Origin of the sequence: Neopusillimonas aromaticivorans (genome assembly GCF_030344915.1) — a bacterium.
GTDB classification, from domain to species: Bacteria; Pseudomonadota; Gammaproteobacteria; order Burkholderiales; family Burkholderiaceae_B; genus Neopusillimonas; species Neopusillimonas aromaticivorans.
The window spans coordinates 281,074-307,361 of sequence record NZ_CP128233.1; the positions used below are offsets into that span (position 1 = coordinate 281,074).

At 56.9% G+C, this 26,288-nt stretch carries 12 protein-coding genes and 12 pseudogenes; 7 read left to right on the top strand and 17 right to left on the bottom strand.

Annotation, left to right across the window (positions count from 1 at the left end):
• Positions 1 to 137: 137 nt before the first annotated feature.
• The 4 genes and pseudogenes from N7E01_RS01430 (at position 138) to pdxA (ending at position 3,865) form a co-directional block, all read left to right on the top strand.
• Positions 138 to 586, top strand: a pseudogene (locus N7E01_RS01430) (Mth938-like domain-containing protein).
• Positions 583 to 1,053, top strand: a complete 471-nt coding sequence (locus N7E01_RS01435) for a peroxiredoxin (protein WP_289174255.1) — start codon at positions 583 to 585, stop codon at positions 1,051 to 1,053. Before N7E01_RS01430 ends, N7E01_RS01435 begins: the two are co-directional and overlap by 4 nt.
• 321 nt (positions 1,054 to 1,374) lie before the next feature.
• A pseudogene (locus N7E01_RS01440) lies at positions 1,375 to 2,836 on the top strand (PhoH family protein).
• Between the two features lie 6 nt (positions 2,837 to 2,842).
• Positions 2,843 to 3,865, top strand: coding sequence for a 4-hydroxythreonine-4-phosphate dehydrogenase PdxA (pdxA, locus tag N7E01_RS01445; protein WP_289174258.1), 1,023 nt, complete (start codon positions 2,843 to 2,845; stop codon positions 3,863 to 3,865).
• 93 nt (positions 3,866 to 3,958) lie between these two features.
• On the opposite strand, the pseudogene N7E01_RS01450 reads toward pdxA, so the two are convergent.
• The 9 genes and pseudogenes from N7E01_RS01450 to N7E01_RS01490 all read right to left on the bottom strand — a co-directional run bounded on the left by N7E01_RS01450 (position 3,959) and on the right by N7E01_RS01490 (position 11,364).
• Positions 3,959 to 5,336 (bottom strand): annotated as a pseudogene (locus N7E01_RS01450) (replicative DNA helicase).
• Positions 5,337 to 5,456: 120 nt separating this feature from the next.
• Complete coding sequence (gene rplI, locus N7E01_RS01455; RefSeq protein ID WP_289174261.1) at positions 5,457 to 5,909, bottom strand: 50S ribosomal protein L9; 453 nt, start codon at positions 5,907 to 5,909, stop codon at positions 5,457 to 5,459.
• 15 nt (positions 5,910 to 5,924) lie between these two features.
• A complete protein-coding gene (gene rpsR, locus N7E01_RS01460) occupies positions 5,925 to 6,197 on the bottom strand; it encodes a 30S ribosomal protein S18 (protein WP_289174263.1) in 273 nt (90 codons plus the stop codon).
• Between the two features lie 93 nt (positions 6,198 to 6,290).
• The gene (gene priB / locus N7E01_RS01465) at positions 6,291 to 6,608 is read right to left on the bottom strand and encodes a primosomal replication protein N (protein ID WP_289174266.1); all 318 of its coding nucleotides are present in this window, start codon (positions 6,606 to 6,608) and stop codon (positions 6,291 to 6,293) included.
• Positions 6,609 to 6,633: 25 nt separating this feature from the next.
• The gene (gene rpsF / locus N7E01_RS01470) at positions 6,634 to 7,005 is read right to left on the bottom strand and encodes a 30S ribosomal protein S6 (protein ID WP_289174268.1); all 372 of its coding nucleotides are present in this window, start codon (positions 7,003 to 7,005) and stop codon (positions 6,634 to 6,636) included.
• A gap of 273 nt (positions 7,006 to 7,278) precedes the next feature.
• Positions 7,279 to 8,082, bottom strand: coding sequence for a GTP cyclohydrolase FolE2 (folE2, locus tag N7E01_RS01475; RefSeq protein ID WP_289174272.1), 804 nt, complete (start codon positions 8,080 to 8,082; stop codon positions 7,279 to 7,281).
• Positions 8,083 to 8,231: 149 nt separating this feature from the next.
• Positions 8,232 to 10,089: pseudogene (dxs, locus tag N7E01_RS01480) on the bottom strand (1-deoxy-D-xylulose-5-phosphate synthase).
• Between the two features lie 73 nt (positions 10,090 to 10,162).
• Entirely contained in the window at positions 10,163 to 11,080 is a 918-nt protein-coding gene (locus N7E01_RS01485; RefSeq protein WP_289174274.1) for a polyprenyl synthetase family protein, read from the bottom strand.
• A 5-nt stretch (positions 11,081 to 11,085) separates the two neighbouring features.
• On the bottom strand, positions 11,086 to 11,364 hold the full coding sequence (locus tag N7E01_RS01490; RefSeq protein WP_289174277.1) for an exodeoxyribonuclease VII small subunit: 279 nt from the start codon (positions 11,362 to 11,364) through the stop codon (positions 11,086 to 11,088).
• A gap of 195 nt (positions 11,365 to 11,559) precedes the next feature.
• Between N7E01_RS01490 and N7E01_RS01495 the strand changes: the two are divergent.
• Positions 11,560 to 12,707 (top strand): annotated as a pseudogene (locus tag N7E01_RS01495) (aromatic ring-hydroxylating oxygenase subunit alpha).
• Positions 12,708 to 12,717: 10 nt separating this feature from the next.
• On the opposite strand, the pseudogene N7E01_RS01500 reads toward N7E01_RS01495, so the two are convergent.
• Positions 12,718 to 13,642, bottom strand: a pseudogene (locus tag N7E01_RS01500) (sulfurtransferase).
• 14 nt (positions 13,643 to 13,656) lie between these two features.
• A pseudogene (locus tag N7E01_RS01505) lies at positions 13,657 to 14,528 on the bottom strand (DMT family transporter).
• 260 nt (positions 14,529 to 14,788) lie between these two features.
• On the opposite strand from N7E01_RS01505, the pseudogene htpX reads away from it, so the two are divergent.
• Positions 14,789 to 15,668 (top strand): annotated as a pseudogene (gene htpX / locus N7E01_RS01510) (protease HtpX).
• A gap of 210 nt (positions 15,669 to 15,878) precedes the next feature.
• Here htpX and N7E01_RS01515 read toward each other — a convergent pair.
• On the bottom strand, positions 15,879 to 16,667 hold the full coding sequence (locus N7E01_RS01515) for a dienelactone hydrolase family protein (RefSeq protein WP_289174281.1): 789 nt from the start codon (positions 16,665 to 16,667) through the stop codon (positions 15,879 to 15,881).
• A 96-nt stretch (positions 16,668 to 16,763) separates the two neighbouring features.
• Positions 16,764 to 19,477: pseudogene (polA, locus tag N7E01_RS01520) on the bottom strand (DNA polymerase I).
• Here polA and N7E01_RS01525 point away from each other — a divergent pair.
• A pseudogene (locus tag N7E01_RS01525) lies at positions 19,476 to 20,155 on the top strand (LOG family protein). The pseudogenes polA and N7E01_RS01525 overlap by 2 nt on opposite strands.
• 163 nt (positions 20,156 to 20,318) lie before the next feature.
• On the opposite strand, the pseudogene typA reads toward N7E01_RS01525, so the two are convergent.
• The 4 genes and pseudogenes from typA to infB all read right to left on the bottom strand — a co-directional run bounded on the left by typA (position 20,319) and on the right by infB (position 26,262).
• Positions 20,319 to 22,141 (bottom strand): annotated as a pseudogene (typA, locus tag N7E01_RS01530) (translational GTPase TypA).
• Positions 22,138 to 22,893 (bottom strand): tRNA pseudouridine(55) synthase TruB, encoded by a 756-nt coding sequence (gene truB / locus N7E01_RS01535; RefSeq protein ID WP_289174286.1) that lies wholly within the window; start codon positions 22,891 to 22,893, stop codon positions 22,138 to 22,140. Before truB ends, typA begins: the two are co-directional and overlap by 4 nt.
• A 31-nt stretch (positions 22,894 to 22,924) precedes the next feature.
• Positions 22,925 to 23,335, bottom strand: a complete 411-nt coding sequence (gene rbfA, locus N7E01_RS01540) for a 30S ribosome-binding factor RbfA (RefSeq protein WP_289174289.1) — start codon at positions 23,333 to 23,335, stop codon at positions 22,925 to 22,927.
• A 2-nt stretch (positions 23,336 to 23,337) separates the two neighbouring features.
• Positions 23,338 to 26,262, bottom strand: a pseudogene (gene infB, locus N7E01_RS01545) (translation initiation factor IF-2).
• Between the last annotated feature and the right edge of the window lie 26 nt (positions 26,263 to 26,288).

A 26,288-nucleotide genomic window follows, 5' to 3' on the forward strand; every position in this document is an offset into this window, starting at 1 on the left:
TGGGGCTGGTTAGCGCATAACCTAATAGTTTAAACGATAGCCCCAACCAATAAAAGGCGACCCGCTGCCCGACATGCACGGCATGGGTTCCGGCCACGATTGCGCTATGATCAGCCTTGTCCTCTGGAGTTTTTACCGTGCAATTGCAAGCTGAATCAAACCCTGCCCTGAATACCGTCACCGCTTACGGCGAGCACTATATTGAAATCAATGCCGTGCGGTTCGACCATGCTGTGTACTTCGGTCCCGAAGGCGAGGTCAAGCGCTGGGAAACCACTCGGGTAAGTGACATTACCAGCCAGCAGCTGCGCGATATTGCAGGGCTTGCACACACTGCGGTTTCACCCTTGATTTTCTGGATGCCCCCGAGGGCCGTCCGACCAGACCCGACGATGCGCCAGAAGTCATTCTGGTCGGCACCGGGAAACAGCAACATTTTCTGCCAGCGGCGGTTATTCGTCCGCTGCTTGACGCGGGTATCGGCGTAGAAGCCATGAGTACGCACGCTGCCGCCCGCACCTACAACATTTTGATGGCAGAGGGGCGCCGTGTCGTTGCCGCCCTGCTGCCACTGGAGTCAACATGAGCGAAATATCCATCGGCTCTGCCGTTCCTGCCTTTACCGCACAAAGCACCGCCGGCGACATCACCAACGCCAGCCTTGAAGGGCACTGGACAGTGCTGTATTTTTACCCGAAAGACAGCACACCAGGCTGTACCACCCAGGCGCAGAATTTTCGGGATCGCATCGACGACTTCAAGGCAGCGGGTTGCCAGGTGATGGGTGTGTCACGCGACTCCATCAAATCGCACCAGAACTTCATCGGCAAACAAGAATTGCCATTCACACTGATCTCGGACCCCGACGAAACACTGTGCAACCTGTTCGGCGTCATGAAAATGAAAAACATGTACGGTAAACAGGTCAGGGGTATTGAGCGCAGCACCTTCCTGATCAACCCGCAAGGTGTTGTCACCCACGAATGGCGTGGCCTTAAAGTGCCCGGTCATGTTGACCAGGTACTGCAAACCGTCACTGCAGCGGCTCAATAAGCCCCTACCCCAGCCCACGCTCAGGAGCCTCCACCTTATGCCGCTACCCAAGTTGCCGACCCGCCCGGGAAGCCTCGTTACTGTCGACAAAACCCTTGATGCCTTCATCACATCACCCGACGAGCAACCCGCCCCGCCGGCACCCCCAGGGCTCGCAAGTCAACACGCCGCAAAGCCAGTACGGCAACGGCGGCTGCCGAAGGGTCTTTGAATGCCCTTGCCTCGCCGGAAGCTGAAAACCCGGACGTGACCCCGACTGAACCCGTTGCACCGCCCGTTATTGCCTCAAAGAAGCGGTTGTCCGTCACGACGACACCTTCCATCAGCGAACAACCTGTCGTTGCGCCAAAATCGCGCAACACAAAGAAACCGCGCCTGGATGTCGAGAAACGCAAGATGTTCGTGCTCGACACCAATGTCCTGCTTCACGATCCCAGCTCGCTGTTCAAGTTTGAAGAACACGATGTCTTTCTTCCCATGCTGGTTCTCGAAGAGCTCGATCACCAGAAAAAAGGCATGTCGGAAGTGGCCCGTAATGCCCGTCAAGCCAGCCGTTATCTTGACAGCCTGGTTGCAGACAACAAGGGGTCGGTAGAAAGTCTTCACCTTGACGCACTGGGCAATGCAGAGGCCCGTGGCGCATTGCATTTCCAGACGACAGCCCTGCAATCAGAGCTGCCCATGACGCTGCCTGCCGGCAAGGCCGACAATGTGATTCTGGGCGTGGTTCACGCCCTGCAGCAACAGCACACAGACCGCGAAGTGGTCCTGGTGTCGAAAGACATCAACATGCGCCTGAAGGCACTCGCTCTGGGCCTTCATGCTGAAGACTACTACAACGATCATGTGATTGACGATTCCGATTTGCTGTACGAAGGCGTCATGCCGCTGCCAGACAATTTCTGGAGCCAGCATGGTAAGGACGTGGAGTCCTGGCAACAGGGCGGCACGACGTTCTACCGCATCAAGGGGCCACTGTGCGCGCAGCTGATTGTCAACGAATTCGTGTTTCTGGAAGGTGAAATGCCGCTGTATGCCCAGGTGAAGGAAGTCACTGGCAAAAGCGCGGTACTGGCCACCTTGCGTGACTACAGCCACAGCAAAAACAATGTATGGGGCATTACCGCCAAAAACCGAGAGCAGAACTTTGCCATGAATCTGCTCATGAACCCTGACTGCGATTTCGTTTCGCTACTGGGTCAGGCGGGTACAGGCAAGACGCTGCTGGCGCTTGCTGCCGGGCTGACCCAAACCCTGAAACACGTCGATACTCTGAAATCATCATCACCCGGGCTACCGTGCCTGTCGGCGATGAAATCGGTTTTTTGCCAGGTACTGAAGAAGAAAAAATGCTGCCCTGGATGGGAGCACTGGAAGACAACCTCGAGGTCCTTCACCTGGGCACCGGCAATCCGGGCTACACCGCCAGCAATGGTACCGACAGCACTAAAAACGCCACCATGGAAATGATCCGTTCACGCATCAAGGTTAAGTCAATGAGTTTCATGCGTGGACGTACCTTCCTGAACAAATACCTGATCATCGACGAAGCCCAGAACCTGACGCCGAAACAGATGAAAACACTGGTCACCCGAGCCGGCCCCGGGACCAAAATCGTTTGCCTTGGCAATATTGCGCAAATCGACACCCCTACCTGACCGAAGGCAGCTCGGGCCTGACCTATGTGGTTGACCGATTTAAAGGGTGGCCGCATTCCGGGCATATTACCCTGCAGCGCGGCGAGCGCTCACGACTGGCCGACTACGCCAGCGAAGCCCTCTAAACGATCATGACCCATCACGACAACAACCCGGACACAAAACCGGTCGGCATTACCCTCGGTGATGCTGCCGGCATCGGGCCCGAAATCATCATCCGCCTGCTGGCCGAAGGGCCAGCCTGGCCGGTTGTGGTCTACGGAGACCACGGTGTACTCGAACGCACCATCAAGGCGCTCGATCTTGCAGACAGGCTCTTCATCAACAGTTACCACCGCGTTGATGACATTGCCTGGCCCTTGGCCAAAGGCGCCATTGCTGTCGTTAACCGTCACAGCCCCCTGCCCGACACGGTTCAGCCCGGCGTGCTGAATGCCCATGCCGGACGCGCCGCCTACGAGTACGTTTGCCACGCCACCGATGATGCGCTGGCCGGCAAACTGCGGGCCGTTGTCACCGCGCCGTTAAACAAGGCCGCCATGCAACTGGGCGGCATCAATTACCCGGGGCATACCGAAATCCTGGCAGACCGCACCGGCACCGCACATTTCGCCATGATGCTGGCCAATCAAGAGCTGCGCGTCATCCTGGTCACCATTCATATCCCGTTGGTCGATGTCAGCCCAAGCCTGACGATCGACAAGGAACTTCAAACCATACGGCTGGCGTACCAAGCCTGTCGTCATGCCGGCGTTACTGCCCCACGGGTCGCTGTTGCCGGGTTGAACCCGCACGCAGGCGAACATGGCAAGTTCGGACACGAAGAAAGCGACATCATCGAGCCCGCCATTGCCCTGGCTCGCTCCGAGGGGATCAATGTTTCGGGCCCATGGCCAGGCGACACCATTTTCATGCGAGCCCGTCGGGGTGAGTTCGACATTGTGGTCGCCCAATACCACGACCAGGGGCTGATTCCGGTCAAATATCTGGGTGTTGATGAAGGAGTCAACGTGACGGTTGGCTTGCCATTCATTCGCACCAGCGTTGACCACGGCACGGCTTTCGACATTGCCGGCAAAGGCATCGCCGATGCCGGCTCACTGAAAGCAGCGTTCAATATGGCCTTGGCCATGTCGGGGGCCACGCCCGATTGATTGCCACCGGGTTCCCACCACTGCCTGCCACAGGCAACCCGCGACAAGTGGCCAGCCCGTGTCACCGTTCAAAACGGGGAAAACCTTCAGCGCTTATTGCAACCCCGATGTAAAGTTAAGGAAGCGTGTGCTGGCCCCTGGAAGGTCAGGCGCACCGAACCGATTGGCCCGTTACGCTGTTTGCCGATAATGATTTCGGCGGTGCCTTTATCGGGTGAATCGGGGTTGTACACTTCATCTCGGTAAATAAACAAGATCAGATCGGCGTCCTGTTCAATAGCGCCCGATTCGCGCAAGTCACTCATGACCGGGCGCTTGTTGGGCCGCTGTTCAAGGCTTCGGTTCAACTGCGACAAGGCAATCAGCGGGCAATTCAGTTCTTTGGCCAGGCCTTTCAGCGAACGGCTGATTTCCGAAATTTCAGTCGCCCGGTTTTCACCGGCCGAATTGGCCGACATCAACTGCATGTAGTCGATAATGATCAGACCCAGTTGCCCGCATTGACGGGCCAGACGCCGCGCACGGGCACGCACCTCCATTGAACTGAGCGCCGGGGTTTCATCAATATAAATCTGGGCTTCCTGCACCTGCTGGACGGCATGCGTCAGGCGCGGCCAGTCTTCAGCAGTCAGTTTTCCGGTTCGCATGCGATGCTGATCAAGCATGCCCACCGAACCCACCATACGCATGGCCAACTGGACCGCCCCCATTTCCATGGAAAATACCGCTACCGGCAAGCCCTGTTCAATGGCGACATGCTCACCGATGTTCATGGAAAACGACGTTTTACCCATCGACGGACGACCGGCCACGATAATCAGATCGCCGGGCTGCAACCCCGACGTCATGCGATCGAGGTCATTGAAGCCCGTCGGTACACCGGTAATATCGGAACCACCCTCACGGTGATACAGTTCGTCGATGCGCTCGACCACCTGGGTCAGCAAGGGCTGGATTTCCTGAAAACCGGTGGCACCGCGTGCCCCTTCCTGGGCAATCTGGAACACCCGGGATTCCGCCTCATCAAGCAATTGACGAGCTTCCTTGCCCTGCGGGTTAAAGGCGGCCGCCGCAATTTCATCCGCCACCGACACCAGCTTGCGCAGCATAGAGCGTTCACGCACGATTTCGGCATAGCGGCGGATGTTGGCTGCGGACGGCGTATTGTGCGCCAGTGCATTCAGATAAGCCAGCCCCCAACCTCTTCACCCTTCCCGGCACTGGCCAATGACTCATACACCGTGACAACGTCTGCCGGTCGTGCGAGGCTGATCAGGCGCGTGATGTGCTGCCAGATGATTTTGTGATCGAAACGGTAAAAGTCATCTTCGCCAACCACATCAGTAATACGGTCGAAAGCGGCATTGTCGAGCAACAAGCCACCCAAAACCGACTGTTCGGCCTCGATGGAGTGCGGAGGAACCCGCAAATAATCTAGCTGCTTGTCACCGGTTGGTTGTACGTTTTCCACGAAGGCAATCCAGAAGAAACAAAATGGAAAAAGCCGGCTTGCACCGGCTTCTTCAGGGGGCCAGGTACTTCACATTGCTGTGAAATGTACCATGGCGGACGACAGGGTCTTGAACCGAAGTTAGACCATTTCGCCTTGAACATTGACAGTGATGTCAACCACGACGTCAGCATGCAATGCGACCTGGGCGGGGAACTCGCCCACCGCCTTGATCGCGCCGTCGGGCAGGCGAACCTGCGACTTGACGACCTGGAAGCCGCCTTCTTGCAGAGCTGCAGCGATGTCCATGGTGGTAACCGAACCGAACAGGCGGCCGTCAACACCCGCTTTCTGGGACATCTTGAGCAGGAAGCCGCCCAGTTTTTCGCCTGTGGCCTGAGCCGCAGCCAGACGCTCGGCCTGTTGCTTTTCAAGTTCGGCGCGGCGTGCTTCGAATTCTTTCAAAGCCGCTTCAGTGGCGCGGCGAGCGATTTTTTGAGGAATCAGGTAGTTACGGGCGAAGCCGTCGCGAACACGGACGACGTCACCGAGGTTACCCAGATTGCTGACTTTTTCGAGCAGAATAACTTGCATGACTTTAACCTCGGATTATTTGTGGTTGTCGGTGTAAGGCAACAACGCCAGGAAACGGGCACGCTTGACAGCGGTGTCGAGCTGGCGCTGGTAGTGCGCCTTGGTGCCGGTCAGGCGGGCGGGGATGATTTTGCCGTTTTCCTGGATGAAATCGCGCAGGGTATCGAGATCTTTGTAGTCAACCTGCTCGACACCGGCAGCGGTGAAGCGGCAGAACTTGCGACGCTTGAAAAGCGGGTTCTGCTGGTTGAACTTGCGTTTTTCTTTGCCTTTTTTGAAGAAAGCCATAATGTGCCTCTTGAGTGCTTGAGCCTGTGGCCCAATCGGTATTAAGTATGCATCGGGCCAAATGCCCGTGCGAGAACTGGAACTACAACGCGGCTAAACGGTCACCGGACCGTCATCGGCGTAAACACGCGACGCCTGCTGTATATGCAACACCAGTTTGCTGGCCCCTTTTCTGACCGGAGCAAGAAAACCTTCGATGTTGAGCAAAACCCCCAACGGGGTTTGGGCCATCAGCAGGCCGATATCGCCCAAGGCTACTGCGACTATGGAAAACTGCACACGGCGCATTGCACCGGCTTCCATGACATCAGAAACGTGATCCAAAACCAGCTCAGTGACCGGAACCCCTGCCGGGGTATAACGCAGCGGCTTGATTTCAAGCACACTGGCGGTAGTGCGAAACTGGTTCAACACGTTGCCTGTGGGTGACGCGGGTTTACTCGGCGCTGGCCGCTGCGTCGTTGCTGGACTTGCGTGCTTCTTCGCGTTCGACGGACTTCATCATGATGGAAGGCGCAGTTTCAGCTTTTTTGGTTTTGACAACCAGGTGACGCAAGACGGCGTCGTTGTAGCGGAACGAGTGCTCGAGTTCGTCGAGTGTGGTCTGGTCGCACTCGATGTTCATGCACACATAGTGTGCCTTGACCAGTTTCTGGATCGGGTAAGCCAACTGGCGACGGCCCCAGTCTTCAAGACGGTGCACTGTACCTTTGTTACCGGTAACCAAGCCTTGGTAGCGCTCGATCATGGCGGGCACTTGCTCGCTTTGATCGGGGTGCACAATAAACACTACTTCGTAGTGACGCATAGGTAGGACTCCTTGAGGATAGCTTTTACGGCCTGCGATAAGCCGCAAAAGGGTCAGCCCGCAGACAAAGCGCGTAAACGCACCCATGCCCGTCGAGCAAGAAACCGCTAATGATAGCACGAAGCTGTTTTTCCGGGCAATGATTGCGGGTTGTATCACAGGGCTACACCCCTGCCTGAAATCGCTTTCAGTTCAGGCAAATAGCAGCAACACACATCAAACAAGACGGGCAGACCCCAAGGCCTGCCCGTCGGCAAAACATGCTGCAAAAAATCAGCCTTCAACCACGGCGTAGGCAGAATGGTTATGAATGGATTCAAAGTTTTCAGCCTCGACACGGAAGCGCTGAACCCCGTTGATTGACTGCAATTGCACGGCCACATCACGCACCAGATCTTCCACGAACTTGGGGTTTTCGTAAGCACGTTCGGTAACGAACTTTTCGTCACCACGCTTGAGCAGCCCCCATAACTCACACGAAGCCTGTTGTTCGATACCCTGAATGAGCGCATTCACATCGATGGCATCAACAGTATCGAATACTGCCTCGACCGTAACGTGTGAGCGCTGATTATGCGCACCGTACTGGGAAATGGCTTTGGAACACGGACAAAGACTGGTCACAGGCACCAGTACAGACAATTCGAACTGCACGTCATCTGCCGTGGCGATCGCCTTCCAGGACACTTCGTAGTCCATCAGGCTGGCAACCTGGGATACCGGGGCCACCTTTTCAATGAAATACGGGAATCGCGCGCGGATGTCGCCCTTTTCCGCATTCAGCAGAGGCAGCATGTTCTGGGCCATTTCGCAGAACAACGCTGGCGTCATGGGCGTTGCACGATAGCGCTCGAGCAGGGCGACAAAACGCGACATGTGCGTGCCTTTTTCATGGGCAGGCAGCGCAACGGTAAGCTCCCAGTCGGCTACGGTGGGCATCGGCTGGCCGCCTGCGCCGCTGACCAGCATGGGGTGACGTACACCCCGAACCCCGACACGCTGGATCGGCATCCGGCGGGTATCGGCCGAGCTTTGAACATCGGGCATGACGGCAGCAGAATCAGTGATGGAGTTCATGATTTGACCTGTATAAAACCGGACGATGCCGGGACAATGAATGATAACGACTCTACATTACCCTGACGTTCAAGCGGTGTCGAGCATAACCCCTGGGTTCGACAGGTTTTTGCGGGACACCCTATTGACACGATTTTGTCCTGGACAAACTAGGACAAACAAAACTTCTGTCTAATCGAGTCGGCAATGCCCAGGGCGTCGAGCCCGTGCTGCTGCAACAATTTGCCCTGATCACCATGATCAATGAATTCATCAGGCAAACCCAGCTGCAGGACAGGGATCTGGACTCCGCGACTGGCCAGATGCTCGAGTACAGCACTGCCTGCGCCGCCCATAATGGCGCCTTCCTCAAGTGTCACAATAGCCTCATGGCTGGCCACCAGCTGATCAACCAAAGCATGATCAAGCGGTTTGACAAACCGCATGTCAGCAACGGTTGTATCCAGTTCGTGGGCCGCCTCGAGCGCAGCGGGCACCAGCGTGCCGAAACCCAGGATGGCAACCCGCTTGCCGTGCCTTAAAACATGGCCTTTGCCGATTTCGACGGTATCGAGCGATGACGTGACTTCGGCGCCACAACCGGCACCGCGCGGATAACGTACCGAGGCAGGCCCGTTGTAGTGATAACAGGTACTGAGTAACAACCGGGTTTCATTTTCGTCAGACGGCGTTGCAATAACCATATTGGGAATACAGCGCAAAAACGCAATGTCGTAATTACCGGCATGGGTAGCGCCATCAGCACCCACCAGACCCGCACGATCAAGCGCAAACGTTACATCGAGGTCTTGCAACGCCACATCGTGAATCAGTTGATCGTAACCTCGTTGCAAGAAGGTGGAATAAATGGCCACGACGGGTTTGAGCCCCTCGCAGGCAATACCACCCGCAAACGTGACGGCGTGCTGCTCTGCAATACCCACATCGAAATAGCGCTCGGGAAACTGCTGGTGAAATTCGACCATGCCGCTGCCCTCGCGCATGGCGGGGGTAATGGCCATCAGTCGATCGTCGTGCCGGGCCATGTCACACAACCAGCGTCCGAAGACCTGGGTAAACGTCTGGCGCACAGGGGCCGTCGATTTCTGGATACCCACCGTGGGGTCGAATTTTCCGGGGCCGTGATAAAGCACAGGATCGGCTTCAGCCAGTTTGTAGCCCTGCCCTTTTTTGTGACCACGTGCAGAAATTGAAGACCACCCAGCTGACGCAGGTTCTGCAACGTCGGCACCAGCGCATCAAGGTCATGACCATCGATGGGGCCCACATAATTGAAGCCCAGCTCTTCAAACAGCGTGGCGGGGGACACCAGACCTTTAGCGTGACCTTCGACCCGACGAGCCAATTCAAGTACCGGCGGCATGTGCTGCAAGACAGCCTTGCCCATGTTCTTGGCGGCGGCATAAAACTTGCCGGACATAAGCCGTGCAAAATAATGATTCAGTGCACCAACCGGCGGCGAAATCGACATGTCATTATCGTTCAGGATCACCAGCACATTGACACCGGGCGTGACACCCGCATTGTTCAAGGCCTCGAAGGCCATGCCTGCCGTCATGGCACCATCGCCAATGACCGCAATGTGCTGACGCTTGGCGTGCCCCAGATTGCGTGATGCAACCGCCATACCCAGCACCGCCGAAATCGAAGTGGACGAATGGGCCGTACCAAAGGGGTCATACACGGACTCAGAGCGCTTGGGAAACCCTGAAATGCCACCAAACTGGCGCAAATGGGCCATTGCGTCGCGGCGCCCGGTCAAGATCTTGTGCGGGTACGACTGGTGACCGACGTCCCAGACAATGCGATCGTCGGGGGTATTGAACACATAATGCAGGGCAACGGCCAGTTCGACAGTACCCAGGTTGGAGGACAAATGCCCCCGGTGCGGGACACCGCAGTCAAAATGAACGAGCGCAACTGATCGGCAACCTGTTTGAGCGACCGCGCGTCAAGGCCGCGCAAGTCGTCGGGCGAATTGATCTGTTCTAAAGAGGGAATAGTCATACACGTTGAACCTGTTGGCGCCAGACGCCACTGAGGCCTATTTTAGTTGAGTAGCCAGGCACCCGAAGCGCCATCAGTGATCGCGACCCACAATATAATCAGCAAGATCACCCAGACGATGGCCCGCCGGCCCGAGCGGCAACAAGGCGGCATGCGCCTCTTGACGCAGCGACTCAAGCAGTTCACGTGCAGGGTCAACACCCAGCAACGAGACATACGTTGGCTTGTTGTTCTGAAGGTCTTTTCCCGCCGTCTTGCCCAGCACCGCCGTATTGGCCGTCACATCAAGAATGTCGTCGGCCACCTGAAAGGCAAGCCCTACCGCGCTGGCGTAACGCTCAAGCCCTTCACGGGTAGCCGAACCTGCACCCACAACAATGCCCCCCAGCAACACACTGGCCTGCAGCATCGCACCGGTTTTCATGCTGTGCATGACCTGCAGCTCGGCCTGACTAAGTGCCTGACCCACGGCCAGACAATCAATGGCCTGCCCACCCGCCATGCCCAGGCTACCCGCAGAGCGAGCCAGCAACTCGATGGCCTGAATAACCAGCGCGGGCGCAACCGGGGTTTGAGCCAGCAATTCAAAGGCCAGCGGCTGCAAGGCATCACCGGCAAGCATGGCGGTCGCCTCATCAAACTGACGATGAGTCGTAGGGCGACCGCGGCGCAAATCGTCATTGTCCATGCACGGCAAGTCATCGTGTACAAGCGAGTACGCGTGAATCAGTTCAACGGCGGCGCTGGCATGATCAAGCGCCTTGGCCTGCGCCGACGACAATGACTGCCCGGCGCCAATAGAGGCCTCGCCTGCCGCATAGACCAGCGCGGCGCGAACCCGTTTGCCGCCACCCAGCACCGAGTAGCGCATGGCTTCGTGCAAGCGTACGGGCTCGATATCAGCCTCAGGCAGAAACTCGTCAAGAACGTTTTCAACGTGTGCCGCTGTGGCCTTTAACCAATCAGAAAACGGCTGAATTGTGATCGACATACCGCTTATCCCTCTTGGTTGGTCGTATCATCAAGCGGCTTCAACACGTTGCCCTGCAGCACCTTGACCTGCTCATCGGCAGCATCCAGCAAACGCTGGCACACGCGCGAGAGCTCAACACCGCGCTCGTACGCCGCCAACGACTGTTCAAGCGGCAATTCCCCGCTTTCCATCCGTGCGACCAGCGCCTCGAGCTGGGACAACGCGGTCTCGAAGTCTTGTGGCAACGGTGCCGCACCTGGCGACGGCGTTACCCCGGATGAGGTGGCAGAATGTTCGGCCATGACAATTTCCTGAATTTGAATTAGTGCGATTGTACGAGATGCCGGATCAAACAACGCCGGCCTCGCCGTAAGTCTTGTTTTTAAAGAAAAAGTTTCGGGTACAATGCGCGTTTACATTTCATCGGCCAGTCCGTTTTTTCTTCGCACCAGCCAAAACTTTCACCGGCTGGTAAGTAACCGCGCGGGGGACAAATCATGACCGACATTGGTCGGGAAGCGCAATTCGCGCTGGCACAATCGCAGCTTTCCGTTGAAAGTTATTTCGACGATACCATCTTCGCTCGCGAAAAAGCCCGTATTTTCAATAACTCAGCCCTGTACGTCGGGCACGAGAAACTGGTGCCCGAAACGGGTGACTGGTACACGCTGGCGCACGAGCACGCCGGGCGTGCCCTGGTTCGCAATCCGAACGGCGTAGAATTGATCTCAAATGTTTGCCGTCACCGACAGGCCGTCATGCTGGGCTTCGACATGCTCGACCCGGCAGGGCCTAAAACGCACCGGGGCAACCTGCGCGATACAGGCGGCAACATTGTCTGCCCGATTCATCGCTGGACCTACAGCAAAAACGGCGAATTGCTGGGGGCACCCCAGTTTCCAGAAACCCCTGCATGAATCTGGAAAGATTCACGCTCAGAAACTGCCACGGGCTGCTGTTCGAAGGCCCGCGTGACCCTGCACATGATATGGCGTCGCTGTTTAAACGGCCTGAGTTTGATTTCGGTGACTACGTGCTTGATCACGTTGAAGTGCACCACTGCAACTACAACTGGAAAACCTTCATTGAGGTCTACCTCGAAGACTATCATGTGGGGCCGTTTCATCCGGGCCTGGGGCGTTTTGTCACCTGCGATGACCTGACCTGGGAATTCGCCGACTGGTACAGCCTGCAACGGGTGGGGGTGCACAATGCCCTGGCCCAACCTGGCTCTGAAACCTACAAACGCTGGCACGACCAGCTCTTGCAATTCCGTCAGGGCGAAACCCCCGACTTCGGAGCCGTCTGGGTCACCTACTTCCCCACCCACATGATCGAGCTGTACCCGCATGTCGTGGTGTTGTCGACCCTGCACCCTGTCAGCCCGCAAAAAACCGTCAATATCGTCGAGTTTTATTACCCCGAGGAAATTGCCGCATTTGAGCGCGATTTCGTCGAGGCGCAACGCGCTGCCTATATGGAAACCGCAGTTGAAGATGACGAGATTGCCGAACGCATGGATGCCGGGCGCAAGGCTTTGATGATGCGCGGTACCACTGAAGCCGGTCCGTATCAGTCACCCATGGAAGACGGCATGATGCACTTCCATGCCTGGTACCACCGCCTGATGAACCAGACCAGCTGACCTCGTGACCCTACTCGCCCGTAGCCACCGGGCGTTCAGGGTCACTGCACCACTCGCTCCACGACCCTGGATACAAGGCCGACCCCGACAGGCCGGCCAGTTCCATGGCAAACAGGTTATGACACGCCGTAATGCCTGAACCACACTGGTGAACCACCTGCTCCGGACGAGTCTCACCCAGCAAGGCATCAAACGCCTCACGCAACTGCTCCGCCGGCAAAAAACGGCCATCAGGCTGGCAGTTCAGAGAGTTCGGACGATTCAAGGCCCCCGGTATATGCCCGGCCACCGGATCCATGGGCTCGGTCTCGCCGCGAAAACGGTTCTCGGCACGTGCATCAACCACCACAAACCGGGGCTTGGCAATATTCGCCAACACCTGGTCTGCATTCACGACCGGCATGAATGGCGTCCGCCCGGCGGACGAATTCACACCAGCGGCGTCGGCTGGCGCACTATCGACGTCTGTGGACATCAGCCCCGTTTGCGCTTTACTCGCAGCAGCAGGCGCCACGACAGCACCAGACGCTGCCGAGGCCACAGGCAGCCCCGAGGCTTTCCAGGCCGCCCAGCCGCCATCAAGGACGGCAACGGCATCGTGCCCCATCCAGCGCAACATCCACCACAAATGCGCCGCAAAAGCCCCTGCCCCCCGTCGTAAATGACCACTTGCACCCCGGGGCCAACCCCATGCGTGCGCATCAGGGCCAAAAATCATCCAGCGACGGCAACGGATGCCGCCCGTTGGTACCGGTTTTTTGCGCACACAAGTCATGCTCGTGATCCAGAAAGACAGCGCCGGGGATATGCTCGAGACTCCAGGCCTTGAATCCAGCCTGATGATCGAGCAAATCATGGCGCACATCGAAAACCACACAGGCGCTGTCGCGCAGCAGGCGATCAAGCGCGGAAGGGTCAATCAACAAACGGTACATATCAATTCTCCGGGTTACGCCTTGGCCGTGGCACGACTGCGCCGGCTTTCAGTATAGGTGCGCCAGGTCGACAACAAACCTGCGGCAATAACCAGCGCCATGCCCACCCAGGCCAGCCCATCAGGAACCTCGTCCCAGAACACCACCCCAAGGATAGTGGCAAAAACAATGGTTGTATATTGCAGCGCTGCCGTCAATAATGCTTTGCCCGCACCAAATGCGCGGGTCATGGCCAACTGCCCGACCAGACCCGACAAACCCAGCCCGAGCGCAGCCAGCCAGGCTTGCCACGACAAAGACTGCCAGCCGTCAATCCACAGAACACCCAGACTGGAGATACAGACACACAGCGAAAAAACAAGTACGGTGCGCCATTCAGACTCGCCCGACTGCCCAAGCTGGCGAACCTGCATCATGGCGATGGCACCCAGCATGCCCGCCCCAAGACCGGCCAGCGCGCCAACAAACTGGTCTTCCCCCAGGCTGGGGCGCAGAATCCCCAACACACCGACAAACCCCAGACCCACCGCCAAAGCACGCACATAATCACCGCGTGCCCCGCCCCACAGGAGCATATAGCCGGTAATGAACAAGGGCGAGGTGTAATTGAGGCTGATCGCCGTTGGCAGTGGCAAATTTGACAGCGCGTAAAACCCCAGCCACATGGAGGCAATACCCGACACATTGCGCCAGAGATGCTTTTTGGGTGTTCAGGGATAATGCGACGATGGGTGAAAATGGCCCAGCCCAGCAGCAACAGCACCGACGGAACACCGCGAAACAAGATTATTTGCGCCAGCGGCACGCCAAAGCTGGCGGCCAGTTTGATGCAGGCACCCATGATGGCAAACATGGCACATGCAAGAATCATCCACAACGACTGCATAATGGCGCGGTATAGTTCCGATAAAACCTGAAAGACGATACTATACTGCCGCCCGAAATTTTTTATTTTCAGCAAAATGTCAGTATTTAAACTATCAGGGCGAACACCTGATAGTGGCCCATAACGGCATGGGCTTCGGGCTTGCTTCCGGCAGGCCCTGACAGGTTACCCGGATTTCACTCGCAGACCCTTTAATTGCGGGAACCGGGCCCCATTTATATGGTCTGAATCAACTCACCTACTTGCAGGATGATCCTTACATGAAACGTGTTTTTCTGTTCTTGCTGACCAACATTGCGGTCATGGTTGTTTTAAGCATCACCATGAACGTACTGGGTGTTGGTCGCTTTCTCACTGCACAAGGTCTTGACCTGACCCAGTTGCTGATTTTTTCTGCACTGGTTGGTTTTACCGGGTCGTTCATCTCGTTGCTGATGAGCAAATGGATGGCCAAGCAAAGCACCGGAGCCAGGGTCATCAACCCACAAGCTCCCGCCAACGCGCGCGAAGCCTGGCTGGTTGACACCGTTCACCAACTGGCTGACCGGGCCGGTATCGGTCATCCCGAAGTGGCCATCTACGAAGGCCCGCCCAACGCTTTTGCAACCGGGGCATTCAAAAATGACGCTCTGGTCGCCGTATCAACCGGACTGCTGCAAAGCATGACCGAAGAAGAAGTGGCGGCGGTATTGGGTCATGAAGTCGCCCACGTCGCCAACGGCGACATGATCACCCTGACCCTGATTCAGGGTGTGGTCAACACCTTTGTGGTGTTCCTGGCACGCGTTGTCGGTTATTTTGTTGACCGTGTCGTTCTAAAAAACGAACGCGATGTGGGTATCGGCTATTACGGCACAGTCATTGTGTGCGAAATCGTTTTCGGCCTGCTGGCCTCGATTATTGTGGCCTGGTTCTCGCGCCAACGCGAGTACCGCGCCGATGCCGGAGCCGCCAAACTGATGGGTGCCCGTGAACCCATGGTTCGTGCACTGGCCCGACTGGGCGGACTTGAACCCGGCGAATTGCCCAAATCATTCGAGGCATCGGGTATTTCAGGCGGTGCCGGAATTGCGGCGCTGTTTGCCACGCACCCCCATCGAAGACCGTATCCGTGCCCTGCGCAGTGCCCAGACACTCTAATTCGCTGATTCGGCACACCAGAATCTGGCCTGATCAGTTCCGGAACCGGCCCTGATTGACCTACAGGCTGGCCCCACGGAAATCGGGGTTTGTTCTGGCCGAATTCACGCTCTACAAACGCCCGACAAAAAGCCGCTTTGCCTCACAGCAAAGCGGCTTTTTCACTTCCGGCCACGAACAGGCCTGAAAGCCTGACACGAAAACCGGTAACTAACCTAGATGCTTCGCAAACCAGTTCAGTGCCCGTCGCCACGCGTCATTGGCATCGGCCTCGTTATAACTTGCACGGTAATCAGAATAGAACGCATGATTTGACTCGGGATATACCACGATTTCAGACGCACGTGCATTGGCATTACCTTGCGCCAGCGCCTCTTGCATTTGCGTGACCCCTTCCAGCGGAATACTGGCGTCCAGGCCACCATAAAGGCCCAGAACCGGGGCCTTCAAGGTGCGGGGCACATCAATCGGATTACGGGTCTGCAAAGGCCCGTGACCCACCAGCAGCTTGCCGTACCAAGCGGCACCCGCGCGCACCTGCGGGTTGTGGTCCGCATACATCCAGGTGATACGCCCGCCCCAGCAGAAACCCGTGACGGCCAGACGCGCAGTGTCGGCCCCCTGTGCTTTGGCCCAGGCCACACTGGCGTCAAGATCGGCCATAACCTGATCATCGGGAGCCTTCGAGACAATTTCCTTGATCAGCGTGGGCACGTCAGTGTACTGACTGCAATCACCCTGGCGTTCCAGTAAATTGACGGCCACCGCAAAGTAACCCTCTTTGGCAAAACGACGGCAGACATCACGAACATGCTCGTGCAAACCAAAGATTTCCTGTATGACCAGAACCACCGGACGATTCATTTGCCCCTCTGGAGCGGCATAATAGGCCGTAATCGTGCCGTCAAATGTTGGCAACTGGAATTCGCCATGGGCCAGACCCGTGGCATCGGTATGAATTGTTGTCGGCGCTGCGCCGGTAATGGGTGAAAAAGACATGTTTCCTCCGTTTGAATCACGTTAACGTGGCCGCTGAAAACCAGCACGCACACTGAAACCTGGCGGGGATGCCCCTTGCCAGGCAAGCCGCAGCCGTTAATGAGCCTGCTCCCAGTTCGGGCCAACCCCACTTCGGCGACCAGGGCACCGCCAACTCTGCCACATTGCACATCAGGCCTGGCAGCCGGGCCACCAACAGGTCGACTTCAGCATCCGGCACTTCAAACACCAGTTCATCGTGCACTTGCATGACCATGCGCGTGCTTAGTTTTTCGTGCTCAAGCCAACGCTGCACAGCCACCATGGCCATCTTGATCAGGTCGGCCGCCGTACCCTGCATGGGCGCGTTGATGGCGGCTCGTTCAGCAGCCGCACGTCGAGGGCCTTTCGAGCCTTTGATGTCAGGCAACCATAGGCGACGACCGAATACGGTTTCGACATAGCCTTGTTCATCGGCCCTGACCCGGGTCTCTTCCATATAGCGCGCCACTCCGGGGTAACGTGCAAAATACCGGTCAATATACGATTTGGCCGCATCCCGGGTAATGCCCAGCGCGCTGGCCAGGCCAAATTCACCCATACCGTAGATCAGACCGAAATTGATGGCCTTGGCCGAACGACGCTGTTCGGACGTCACCGCCTCAAGTTCAACCCCGAAAATTTCTGCGGCGGTTGCCCGGTGAATATCCTGCCCCTGCGCAAATGCACTCTGCATGCCCGCATCACCCGACACGTGGGCCATGACACGCAACTCGATTTGCGAGTAGTCAGCTGAGACGATCTTGCCTTCGGGTGCTACAAACGCCGTACGAACACGTCGCCCTTCTGCCGTGCGAACCGGAATATTCTGCAGATTCGGATCGGACGACGCCAGCCGCCCGGTGATGACCGCCGCCTGCGAATAACGCGTGTGAACCCGACCGGTCGACGGATTGATCATTTTGGGTAACTTGTCGGTATACGTGGATTTCAGCTTCGCCAGGCCACGGTATTCAAGCAGCACTTGCGGCAAGGGGTAATCTTGTGCCAGCTTCGTCAGCACATCCTCATCCGTTGACGGCGCACCGCCCGCCGTCTTGCGCACCACCGGCAACTGCATGCGTTCGAACAGTATTTCACCCAGCTGTTTGGGGAATTGAGATTGAACGGCTGACCCGCCAGTTCATAGGCCCGCGACTCAAGCGCATTCAACTGCAGGCCCAGCTCGTGACTTTGCCGCGCCAGCACCTGCGCATCAATCATGACGCCGTTGCGTTCAATGGTGGTCAGTACATCAGAGACCTGTACTTCAAGCCGATAGACCGTCTCAAGCTTTTCATCGGCAGCAACCTTGGGTCGCAATACACTGTGCAACTGCCACGTGAAGTCAGCATCCTCACAACCATAGAACGCGGCCTTTTCTACCTCGACTTCGTCAAACCCGATCTGTTTGGCCCCCTTCCCGCAGATGGACTCGTAACTGACGCCTTTGCGGCCCAACCAACGCTCACCCAGCTCTTCCAGGTTGACACGACGATGTGACTCAAGGACATAGGCCTGAAGCATGGTGTCCTCGGTAATGCCCGCCACCCGAATGCCATGATTCATGAAGACATGCGCATCGTATTTGGCATTGTGGAACAGCTTGGCTGCAGTGGCATCTTCAAGCCAGGGCGCAAACGCTCAAGCACATCATCACGCGGCAACTGAACGACATTGTCAGGGCCTCGATGGGCAACCGGTATATAACAGGCCTGCCCTGCCTTCACCGAGAACGACACCCCGACCAGCCGGGCCTGCATGGGGTCAAGCGCTGTCGTTTCGGTATCAACGGCCACCAGATCAGCCCCTTTGATGCGTTCAAGCCATTGCTCGAATTGCGACCAGTCGAGAATGGTGTCGTACTCCACTTCGGCCGGTGGTGCCGGTGGGTCGACGGCCACACGACTGTCTTGTTCAGGTACGCGTTCCTGGTCACCCGACAGCTCGCGCAGCCAGGTCCGAAAGCCATACTCGTCATACAGTTTAATCAAAGCATTCCGGTCGACAGGGCGCGGTGAAAGATCAGACAGGTCATCGGAGAGAAACGGAATTTCGCAATCAAGCTTGATCGTGACAAGCTGACGGGTCATGTCAAAATCAGGAATCGCCTCGCGCAGGTTTTGCCCCGCCACCCCTTTGATCTTGTCGGCATTGCGCACCAGTTCCTCAATCGATCCGTATTCGTTCAACCACTTGGCCGCCGTTTTTGGCCCGACTTTTTTAACCCCGGGGATATTGTCGACGGTATCCCCCGTCAGCATCAGAAAATCAATGATCTGGTCAGGTCGGACACCGAATTTCTCAATAACGCCAGCCACATCCTGACGCCCGCCGTTCATGGTGTTGACCAGTTCAACATGCTCATTGACCAGTTGTGCCAGATCTTTGTCACCCGTAGAAATGATGGTGTGCACACCCTCGCGCTCGGCACGTCGGGCCAAGGTGCCAATGATGTCATCGGCCTCAACGCCGGACACCGACAGCACAGGCCAGCCCAGAGCGGTCACCGCCTGATGAATAGGCTCGATCTGGGACGCCAGTTCGTCGGGCATGGACGGACGATGACCTTTGTAGTCGGGGTAAATATCATCCCGGAAGGTGCCGCCCTTTGCATCAAACACGCAAGCCAGATAATCGGCGTTATAGTCGTGGGGCAGTCGGCGTAACATTGATATGACACCATATAAGGCCCCGGTAGGCTGTCCTTTGGCGTTACGCAAATCGGGCAGTGCGTGAAACGCCCTGTACAGGTAACTGGAGCCATCAACAAGCAACAAGGTTTTTTTCATGAGTCGCAATAAAGTAATTCGTATGCCGGTGTCCCGGCAGATCCCCGTGATTATGTCAGAGATGCAGGCCGCTGCCGATGTCCTTCAGGACATCGGCTGGGGTGTCAGTGTCTTTGGAAGTGCCCGTATTAAACCAGAATCACCCTGGTATGCCCTGGCCGAGGCTGTAGGCCAGCGCCTGGCGAACGCAGGGCTGCCGGTCATTGCCGGCGGCGGGCCCGGCATCATGGAAGCCGCCAATAAGGGCGCGTTCAATGCCGGTGGCCAGAGCATCGGCCTGAACATCAAGCTGCCCCATGAAACCAAAAACAATATGTTCCAGACACACAGCCTTGAGTTTGAATACTTCTATTCACGCAAGGCCACTTTTTTATGCACAGTGCGGCCTACATTGCCCTTCCGGGCGGTTTCGGCACACTGGACGAACTGTTCGAGGTCTTGACCCTGATTCAAACCGGAAAAATTCCGGCAGCGCCGGTCGTCTTGATGGGCACAGCGTACTGGGTCGGCCTGATCGACTGGATCAAGACCGAAGTTGAAACCAGCGGGCTGATCGGCCCGAACGACATCGACCTCATGGTACTGACCGACGATGTCGATGAAGCCATGCGCTGCATCGAATCGTTCATCCGCAACAAAGCAGATGAGCTGGGCTACGAAGCCATCATTCCGGAATAAACCACGTCGCACCTGGCCAGACGCAGGGCAAACTGCTTGGAAAGCGCCAATAGGGCGCTGCTGATACCAACAGACCCCGCTGCCGCAAAGGCAAACGGGGTCTGTTGGTATCAGCAGCCCACGCGTCAACGAGGGCTATCTTGCACGGCCGATATGGCCGGGATCAGACGGCACCTTCACGCGACATGCGGCGACGCTCGTGCTCTTGCAGGTAACGCTTGCGCAAGCGGATCGACTTCGGTGTGACCTCGACCAGTTCATCATCAGAAATAAACTCGACGGCATATTCGAGTGTAAGCTTGATCGGTGTCACCAGATCAATGTGTTCGTCCTTGCTGGTCGTACGAATATTTGTGAGCTTCTTTTCTTTGGTGGGATTAACCACCAGGTCATTGTCACGGCTGTGGATGCCGATGATCATACCTTCGTACAACGGCTCGCCGGGGCTGACAAACATGCGGCCACGATCCTGCAGTTTCCACAAGGCGTACGCAACCGCATTGCCATCATCCTGACTGATCAACACACCGTTACGACGCTCACCGACGCCACCCTCACGCATCGGTGCGTAATCATCAAAAATGTGACTCATCAGGCCTGTACCACGGGTCAGCGTCATGAACTCACCCTGAAAACCAATAAGACCACGCGCCGGGATCCGGTATTCAAGGCGGGTGCGGCCACGACCGTCAGATTGCATGTCGTTGAGATCGCCCTTGCGACGCCCCAGCTCTTCCATGACACCGCCCTGATGGGCTTCCTCGACGTCAACAGTCAACAGCTCAAATGGCTCCATCTTGACGCCATCAATTTCCTTGAGCAGTACCTGCGGGCGCGAAACAGCCAGCTCGTAACCTTCACGGCGCATATTTTCGAGCAAGATGGTCAGGTGCAACTCACCGCGGCCACGCAATTCAAAGACCATATCGTCGTCGGTAGGATTCATCCGCAGGGCCACATTCGACTTGAGCTCAAGCTCAAGGCGATCACGCAACTGACGACTGGTCACAAACTTGCCTTCACGACCCGCCAAGGGGGACGAATTGACCATAAAGTTCATGGTCAGGGTGGGCTCATCGATGCGCAACAGCGGCAAGGCTTCCTGGGCATTCGGATCAAGAATCGTGCACCCGATACCAATCTCGTCAATGCCGTTGATAAGTACGATGTCGCCAGCTTGCGCCTCGTCGACCAGCTCACGTTCGAGGCCCTTGAACTTGAGCACCTGATTGATGCGTCCTTTGATGGGTTCGCCATCCGGACCGAACTTGATTACGACGTCCTGACCGGCACGCACGCGCCCACGATTGACACGGCCGATACCGATCTTGCCCACATAGCTGCTGTAGTCCATTGAAATGACCTGCAATTGCAGCGGCGCGTCTGGATCGTCTTCACGTTGCGGAACGTTCTTGATGATAGCCTCGAACAACGGACGCATATCACCCTCACGAACATCGGGGCTCAAGCCTGCGTAACCGGACAAACCGGATGCGTACACAATGGGGAAATCAAGTTGCTCTTCCGTCGCACCCAACTTGTCGAACAGGTCGAACGTCGCATTGATCACATGGTCAATACGCGCACCCGGACGGTCAACCTTGTTGACCACCACGATGGGCTTCAGGCCCAAAGCAAGTGCCTTGCGTGTCACGAAACGGGTTTGAGGCATCGGACCCTCAACCGCATCCACCAGCAACAACACGCCATCGACCATCGACAAAACGCGCTCAACCTCGCCGCCGAAGTCCGCGTGCCCAGGGTGTCAATAATATTGATGTGGGTGCCTTCATACTCGACCGCACAGTTCTTGGACAAGATGGTAATGCCACGTTCACGCTCGATATCACCCGAGTCCATGACGCGTTCGGAAATTTGCTGATTGTCCCGGAACGTACCGGCCTGACGTAACAACTGGTCAACCAGGGCCGTTTTACCGTGGTCGACGTGGGCAATAATTGCCACATTGCGCAATGCGCGACTCATAACTGTTCATCCTTTTGTTGAGCACCTGCAGGCAGCAGACCGGCAGGTAAATTGTCTGGCGCAATCAGGACCGAAACCGGATCCGACATTGACTGCAGGGCATCAAGCGCCACTGCATCATCAATGCTGAAAGGCCCGACAGCCGTCCGACGCAAGGCCACAAGGTGTGCGCCACACCCGATAGCCCGGCCAATATCTTGTGCAAGTGTACGAATGTACGTACCTTTGCTGCAATGCACCGACAAGCGGGCCTGGCGCCCGTCGAATGCCATGAGTTGCAAGTCGTGAATGGTGACCCTGCGTGGCTCGCGTTCAAGCTCGATACCCTCGCGGGCATACTTGTACAGAGGTTTGCCATCGCGCTTGAGCGCCGAATACATGGGAGGGATCTGCAGGATCTCACCCCTGAAGGCAGGCAGTACCGCCTCAAGGGCGTCACGATCAATACCCTGAAAGCCATCAACCTTGGTGACCACATTACCCGTCAGATCACCAGAGTCTGTTTCTTCTCCGAAGGCCAGCGTTGCCTCGTACACCTTGTCGGCATCCAGCATGGCACCGGCAATTTTCGTCGTACGGCCAAAACAGCAAATCAGCAAACCCGTGGCAAACGGATCGAGCGTACCGGTATGACCGGCCTTGCGCGCATCAAGTGTACGCTTGGCACGTTGCAGCGCGTGGTTGCTGGACAAACCCTCGGGTTTGTCAAGCAACAGGACGCCATCGAGCAGTTGCCCGCGTCGTGAAGCCATCGTCAAGGATCTCTTAAAAAACGACAGCCCCTCAGGGCTGTTCGTCAGGTTCTTCGGGTGCGGCAGAGCGGGCCGACTGGCCCTGGGGTGCGTTTGCCTGGTCAATAAGCTGCGACAAGGCCAGCCCGCGCGCGAGCTGGTCGTCGTGATGGAAGTGCAAGGTCGGCACAGTATGAATGTGCAACATCTTGAAAAGCAGGGAGTGAAGCCAACCCGCCTTGTCCCGAAGGGCTTCAAGCGCAACATCGGGCTCAGCCCCCATGACGGTAAAGTACACCTTGGCATGGGCGTAATCGGCAGAAAGCTCTACACCTGTCAGGGTAATGAGACCGGCACGGGACACATCCAGCTCGCGCTGGATGAGCACAGCCAGATCTTTCTGGATCTGGTCAGCCAGGCGCGTATTACGCCCGGATACAGCCTTGGATTTGTGACGCCCCATGCTTACAGTGTCCGTGCAATTTCTTTGATTTCGAAGACTTCAAGCTGGTCGCCCACTTCGATATCAACATTACCCTTGAGGGTAATACCGCAATCGAAGCCAGCCTTGACTTCCTTGACGTCGTCTTTGAAACGACGCAACGAATCGATACCGCCTGTCCAGACCACAACGTTGTTGCGAACCAGACGAACCTGGGAGTCTCGACGAACCAAACCATCGGTCACCATACAACCGGCAATATTGCCGACCTTCGAGATGGTGTAAACCTCGCGAATATCGACCGAACCAATGACTTCCTCGCGCTTTTCGGGTGCCAGCATACCGGACATGGCGTTGCGGACATCGTCAATGGCGTCGTAAATAATGTTGTAGTACCGCAGGTCGATACCGTTGGTTTCAGCCAGTTTCTTGGCGCTTTGTTCAGCGCGTACGTTAAAGCCGATGATGACGGCATTGGAGGCAATGGCGAGGTTGACATCGCTTTCGGAGATGCCACCCACCGCCGCATGAACCACCTGAACACGCACTTCGTCGGTAGACAACTTGAGCAGCGACTGCACCAGGGCTTCTTGCGAACCCTGCACATCGGTCTTGACAATAAGCGCCAGCGTTTGTGTACCTTCGCCCAGGTTGTCGAACATGGACTCGAGCTTGGCGGCCTGCTGACGTGCCAGTTTGACATCGCGAAACTTGCCTTGACGGAACAAGGCAATTTCGCGTGCCTTGCGCTCGTCGGCCATGCCAATGACTTCATCACCAGCGGACGGAACCTCGGTCAGGCCCTGGATTTCAACCGGTGTAGAAGGACCTGCCGTGGTAATCGGCTTGCCATTCTCATTGAGCATGGCACGGACACGACCATAACTGGCACCTGCCAGCACCGAGTCGCCGCGCGACAGGGTACCGCTTTGAACCAGAATGGTGGCCACTGGACCACGACCCTTGTCAAGACGAGCTTCAATCACAATGCCTTTGGCAGGGGCTTCGACAGGCGCCTTGAGCTCGAGAATTTCGGCCTGAAGCAATACGTTCTCGAGCAAATCATCAATGCCCTGACCCGTTTTGGCAGACACAGGCACAAACGGAACATCACCGCCATATTCTTCGGGTACAACCTCTTCTGCCACCAGCTCTTGCTTGACACGCTCGGGGTTCGCATCGGGTTTGTCGATTTTGTTGATCGCGACAACCAGGGGAACACCTGCCGCCTTGGCATGATGGATGGCCTCTTTGGTTTGCGGCATCACGCCGTCGTCGGAAGCCACCACCAGAATGACAATATCGGTAGCCTGCGCGCCACGTGCACGCATGGCGGTAAACGCTTCGTGCCCCGGAGTGTCAAGGAAGGTCACCATACCGCGATCGGTTTTGACGCTGTACGCACCAATGTGCTGGGTAATGCCACCGGCTTCACCCGACGCCACCTTGGCACGACGGATGTAATCGAGCAACGACGTTTTACCATGGTCAACGTGACCCATCACGGTAACTACCGGTGCACGCGGCAGGGCTTCAACCTGGACATCGGCCTCGGAGGTGTCGAGGAATGCCTCGGGATCGTCGAGCTTGGCGGCAATTGCCGTATGACCCAGCTCTTCGACGACGATCATGGCTGTTTCCTGATCAAGCACCTGGTTGATGGTAACCATCTGGCCCAATTTCATCAGGTGCTTGATAACCTCGGCTGCCTTGACGGCCATTTTGTGAGCCAGATCGGCCACACTGATGGTTTCAGGCACGTGAACTTCACGCGCAATGAATTCAACAACCTGGGGCTGACGCTGCTCGGCACTGGGACTGTCGACCATTACGACCACGGCCTGTCTTGCCAGCCTTGCCACCTGCACGCCATCCGTCACGAGCCGCCGGCGCTGCATCGGCCTTGGCCTGAGGCTTCTTGCGACTGCCATCATCCACCCAGGCACCGGTACCTTCTGTGGCACGTGCCGGTTTTTTGACCTCAGCTGTCTTGACGTCTTTTTTGGCCGCTTTGCCGGCCGGCTTGTGCAGCGTACCACTGATGCCACCCTCATCTTCAGGAGCCTTGAGCACCTTGCGAGGACGATTGAGCATCTGGCGAAGGGCTGCAGCCTCTGCTTCTGCTGCTTTGCGCGCACGTTCCCGATCGGGATCAACGGCTGGTGCTGCCGATACTGCAGGAGCCGCAGCGCGACGCACCGGGGCTTTATCAGTGGAACGGGACGGCACAGAAGACTCTGGCTTGACGGCGGCCGGTTTGGCAGCGGCCTCGGGCTCTTTGACGGTAACAGGTTCGGACCGGGATTGTTCTGGCGCTTTTGGGGTATTTTGTGGCACGGTTTCAGGCTCGACCGCTGTCTGGGCCGGTTTGGCTTCAGCGGCAGGTTCAGATACCGGTTCGGCCGTAGCCTCCGGTATGGCTTCTACAGGAGTTTCTTTAATTTCAGGGACTTCAGCGACCGGCGCAGGCGAGGGCTCGACGTGTACCGGTTCGGGTGCAGCAACCTCTGGCGCTGCAACTACAGGAGCAGCCGGGGCAAGGGGTGCCACAGGCACCTCTGCAGGCATAGACACCTCGGGTGCTGCAGCAGACACAAGCGGCTCTTCGCTTGTCTTGCGAGCGGCCGTTTCAGCCAGCAGTTCAGAGGGTTCGCGCTTGACGAAGACGCGTTTCTTTCGCACCTCGACCTGAATCGTGCGTGACCGCCCCGAGCCGTCAGCTTGACGGATCTCGGAGGTTTGACGGCGCGTGATCGTGATCTTTTTCCCTCGGGGTTACCACCACCATGCGAACGACGCAACGATTCGAGCAGCTTCGCCTTGTCTGCATCAGTGACATTGTCGTCGACTGATTTGAGTTCAACGCCTGCGGAGCGCAATTGCTCCAGCAGTACATCTGCAGGCATTTGCAGTTCAACAGCGAACTGGGCGACGGTGTTACTCGACATTCGACTCTCTCTTATACGACTACTTC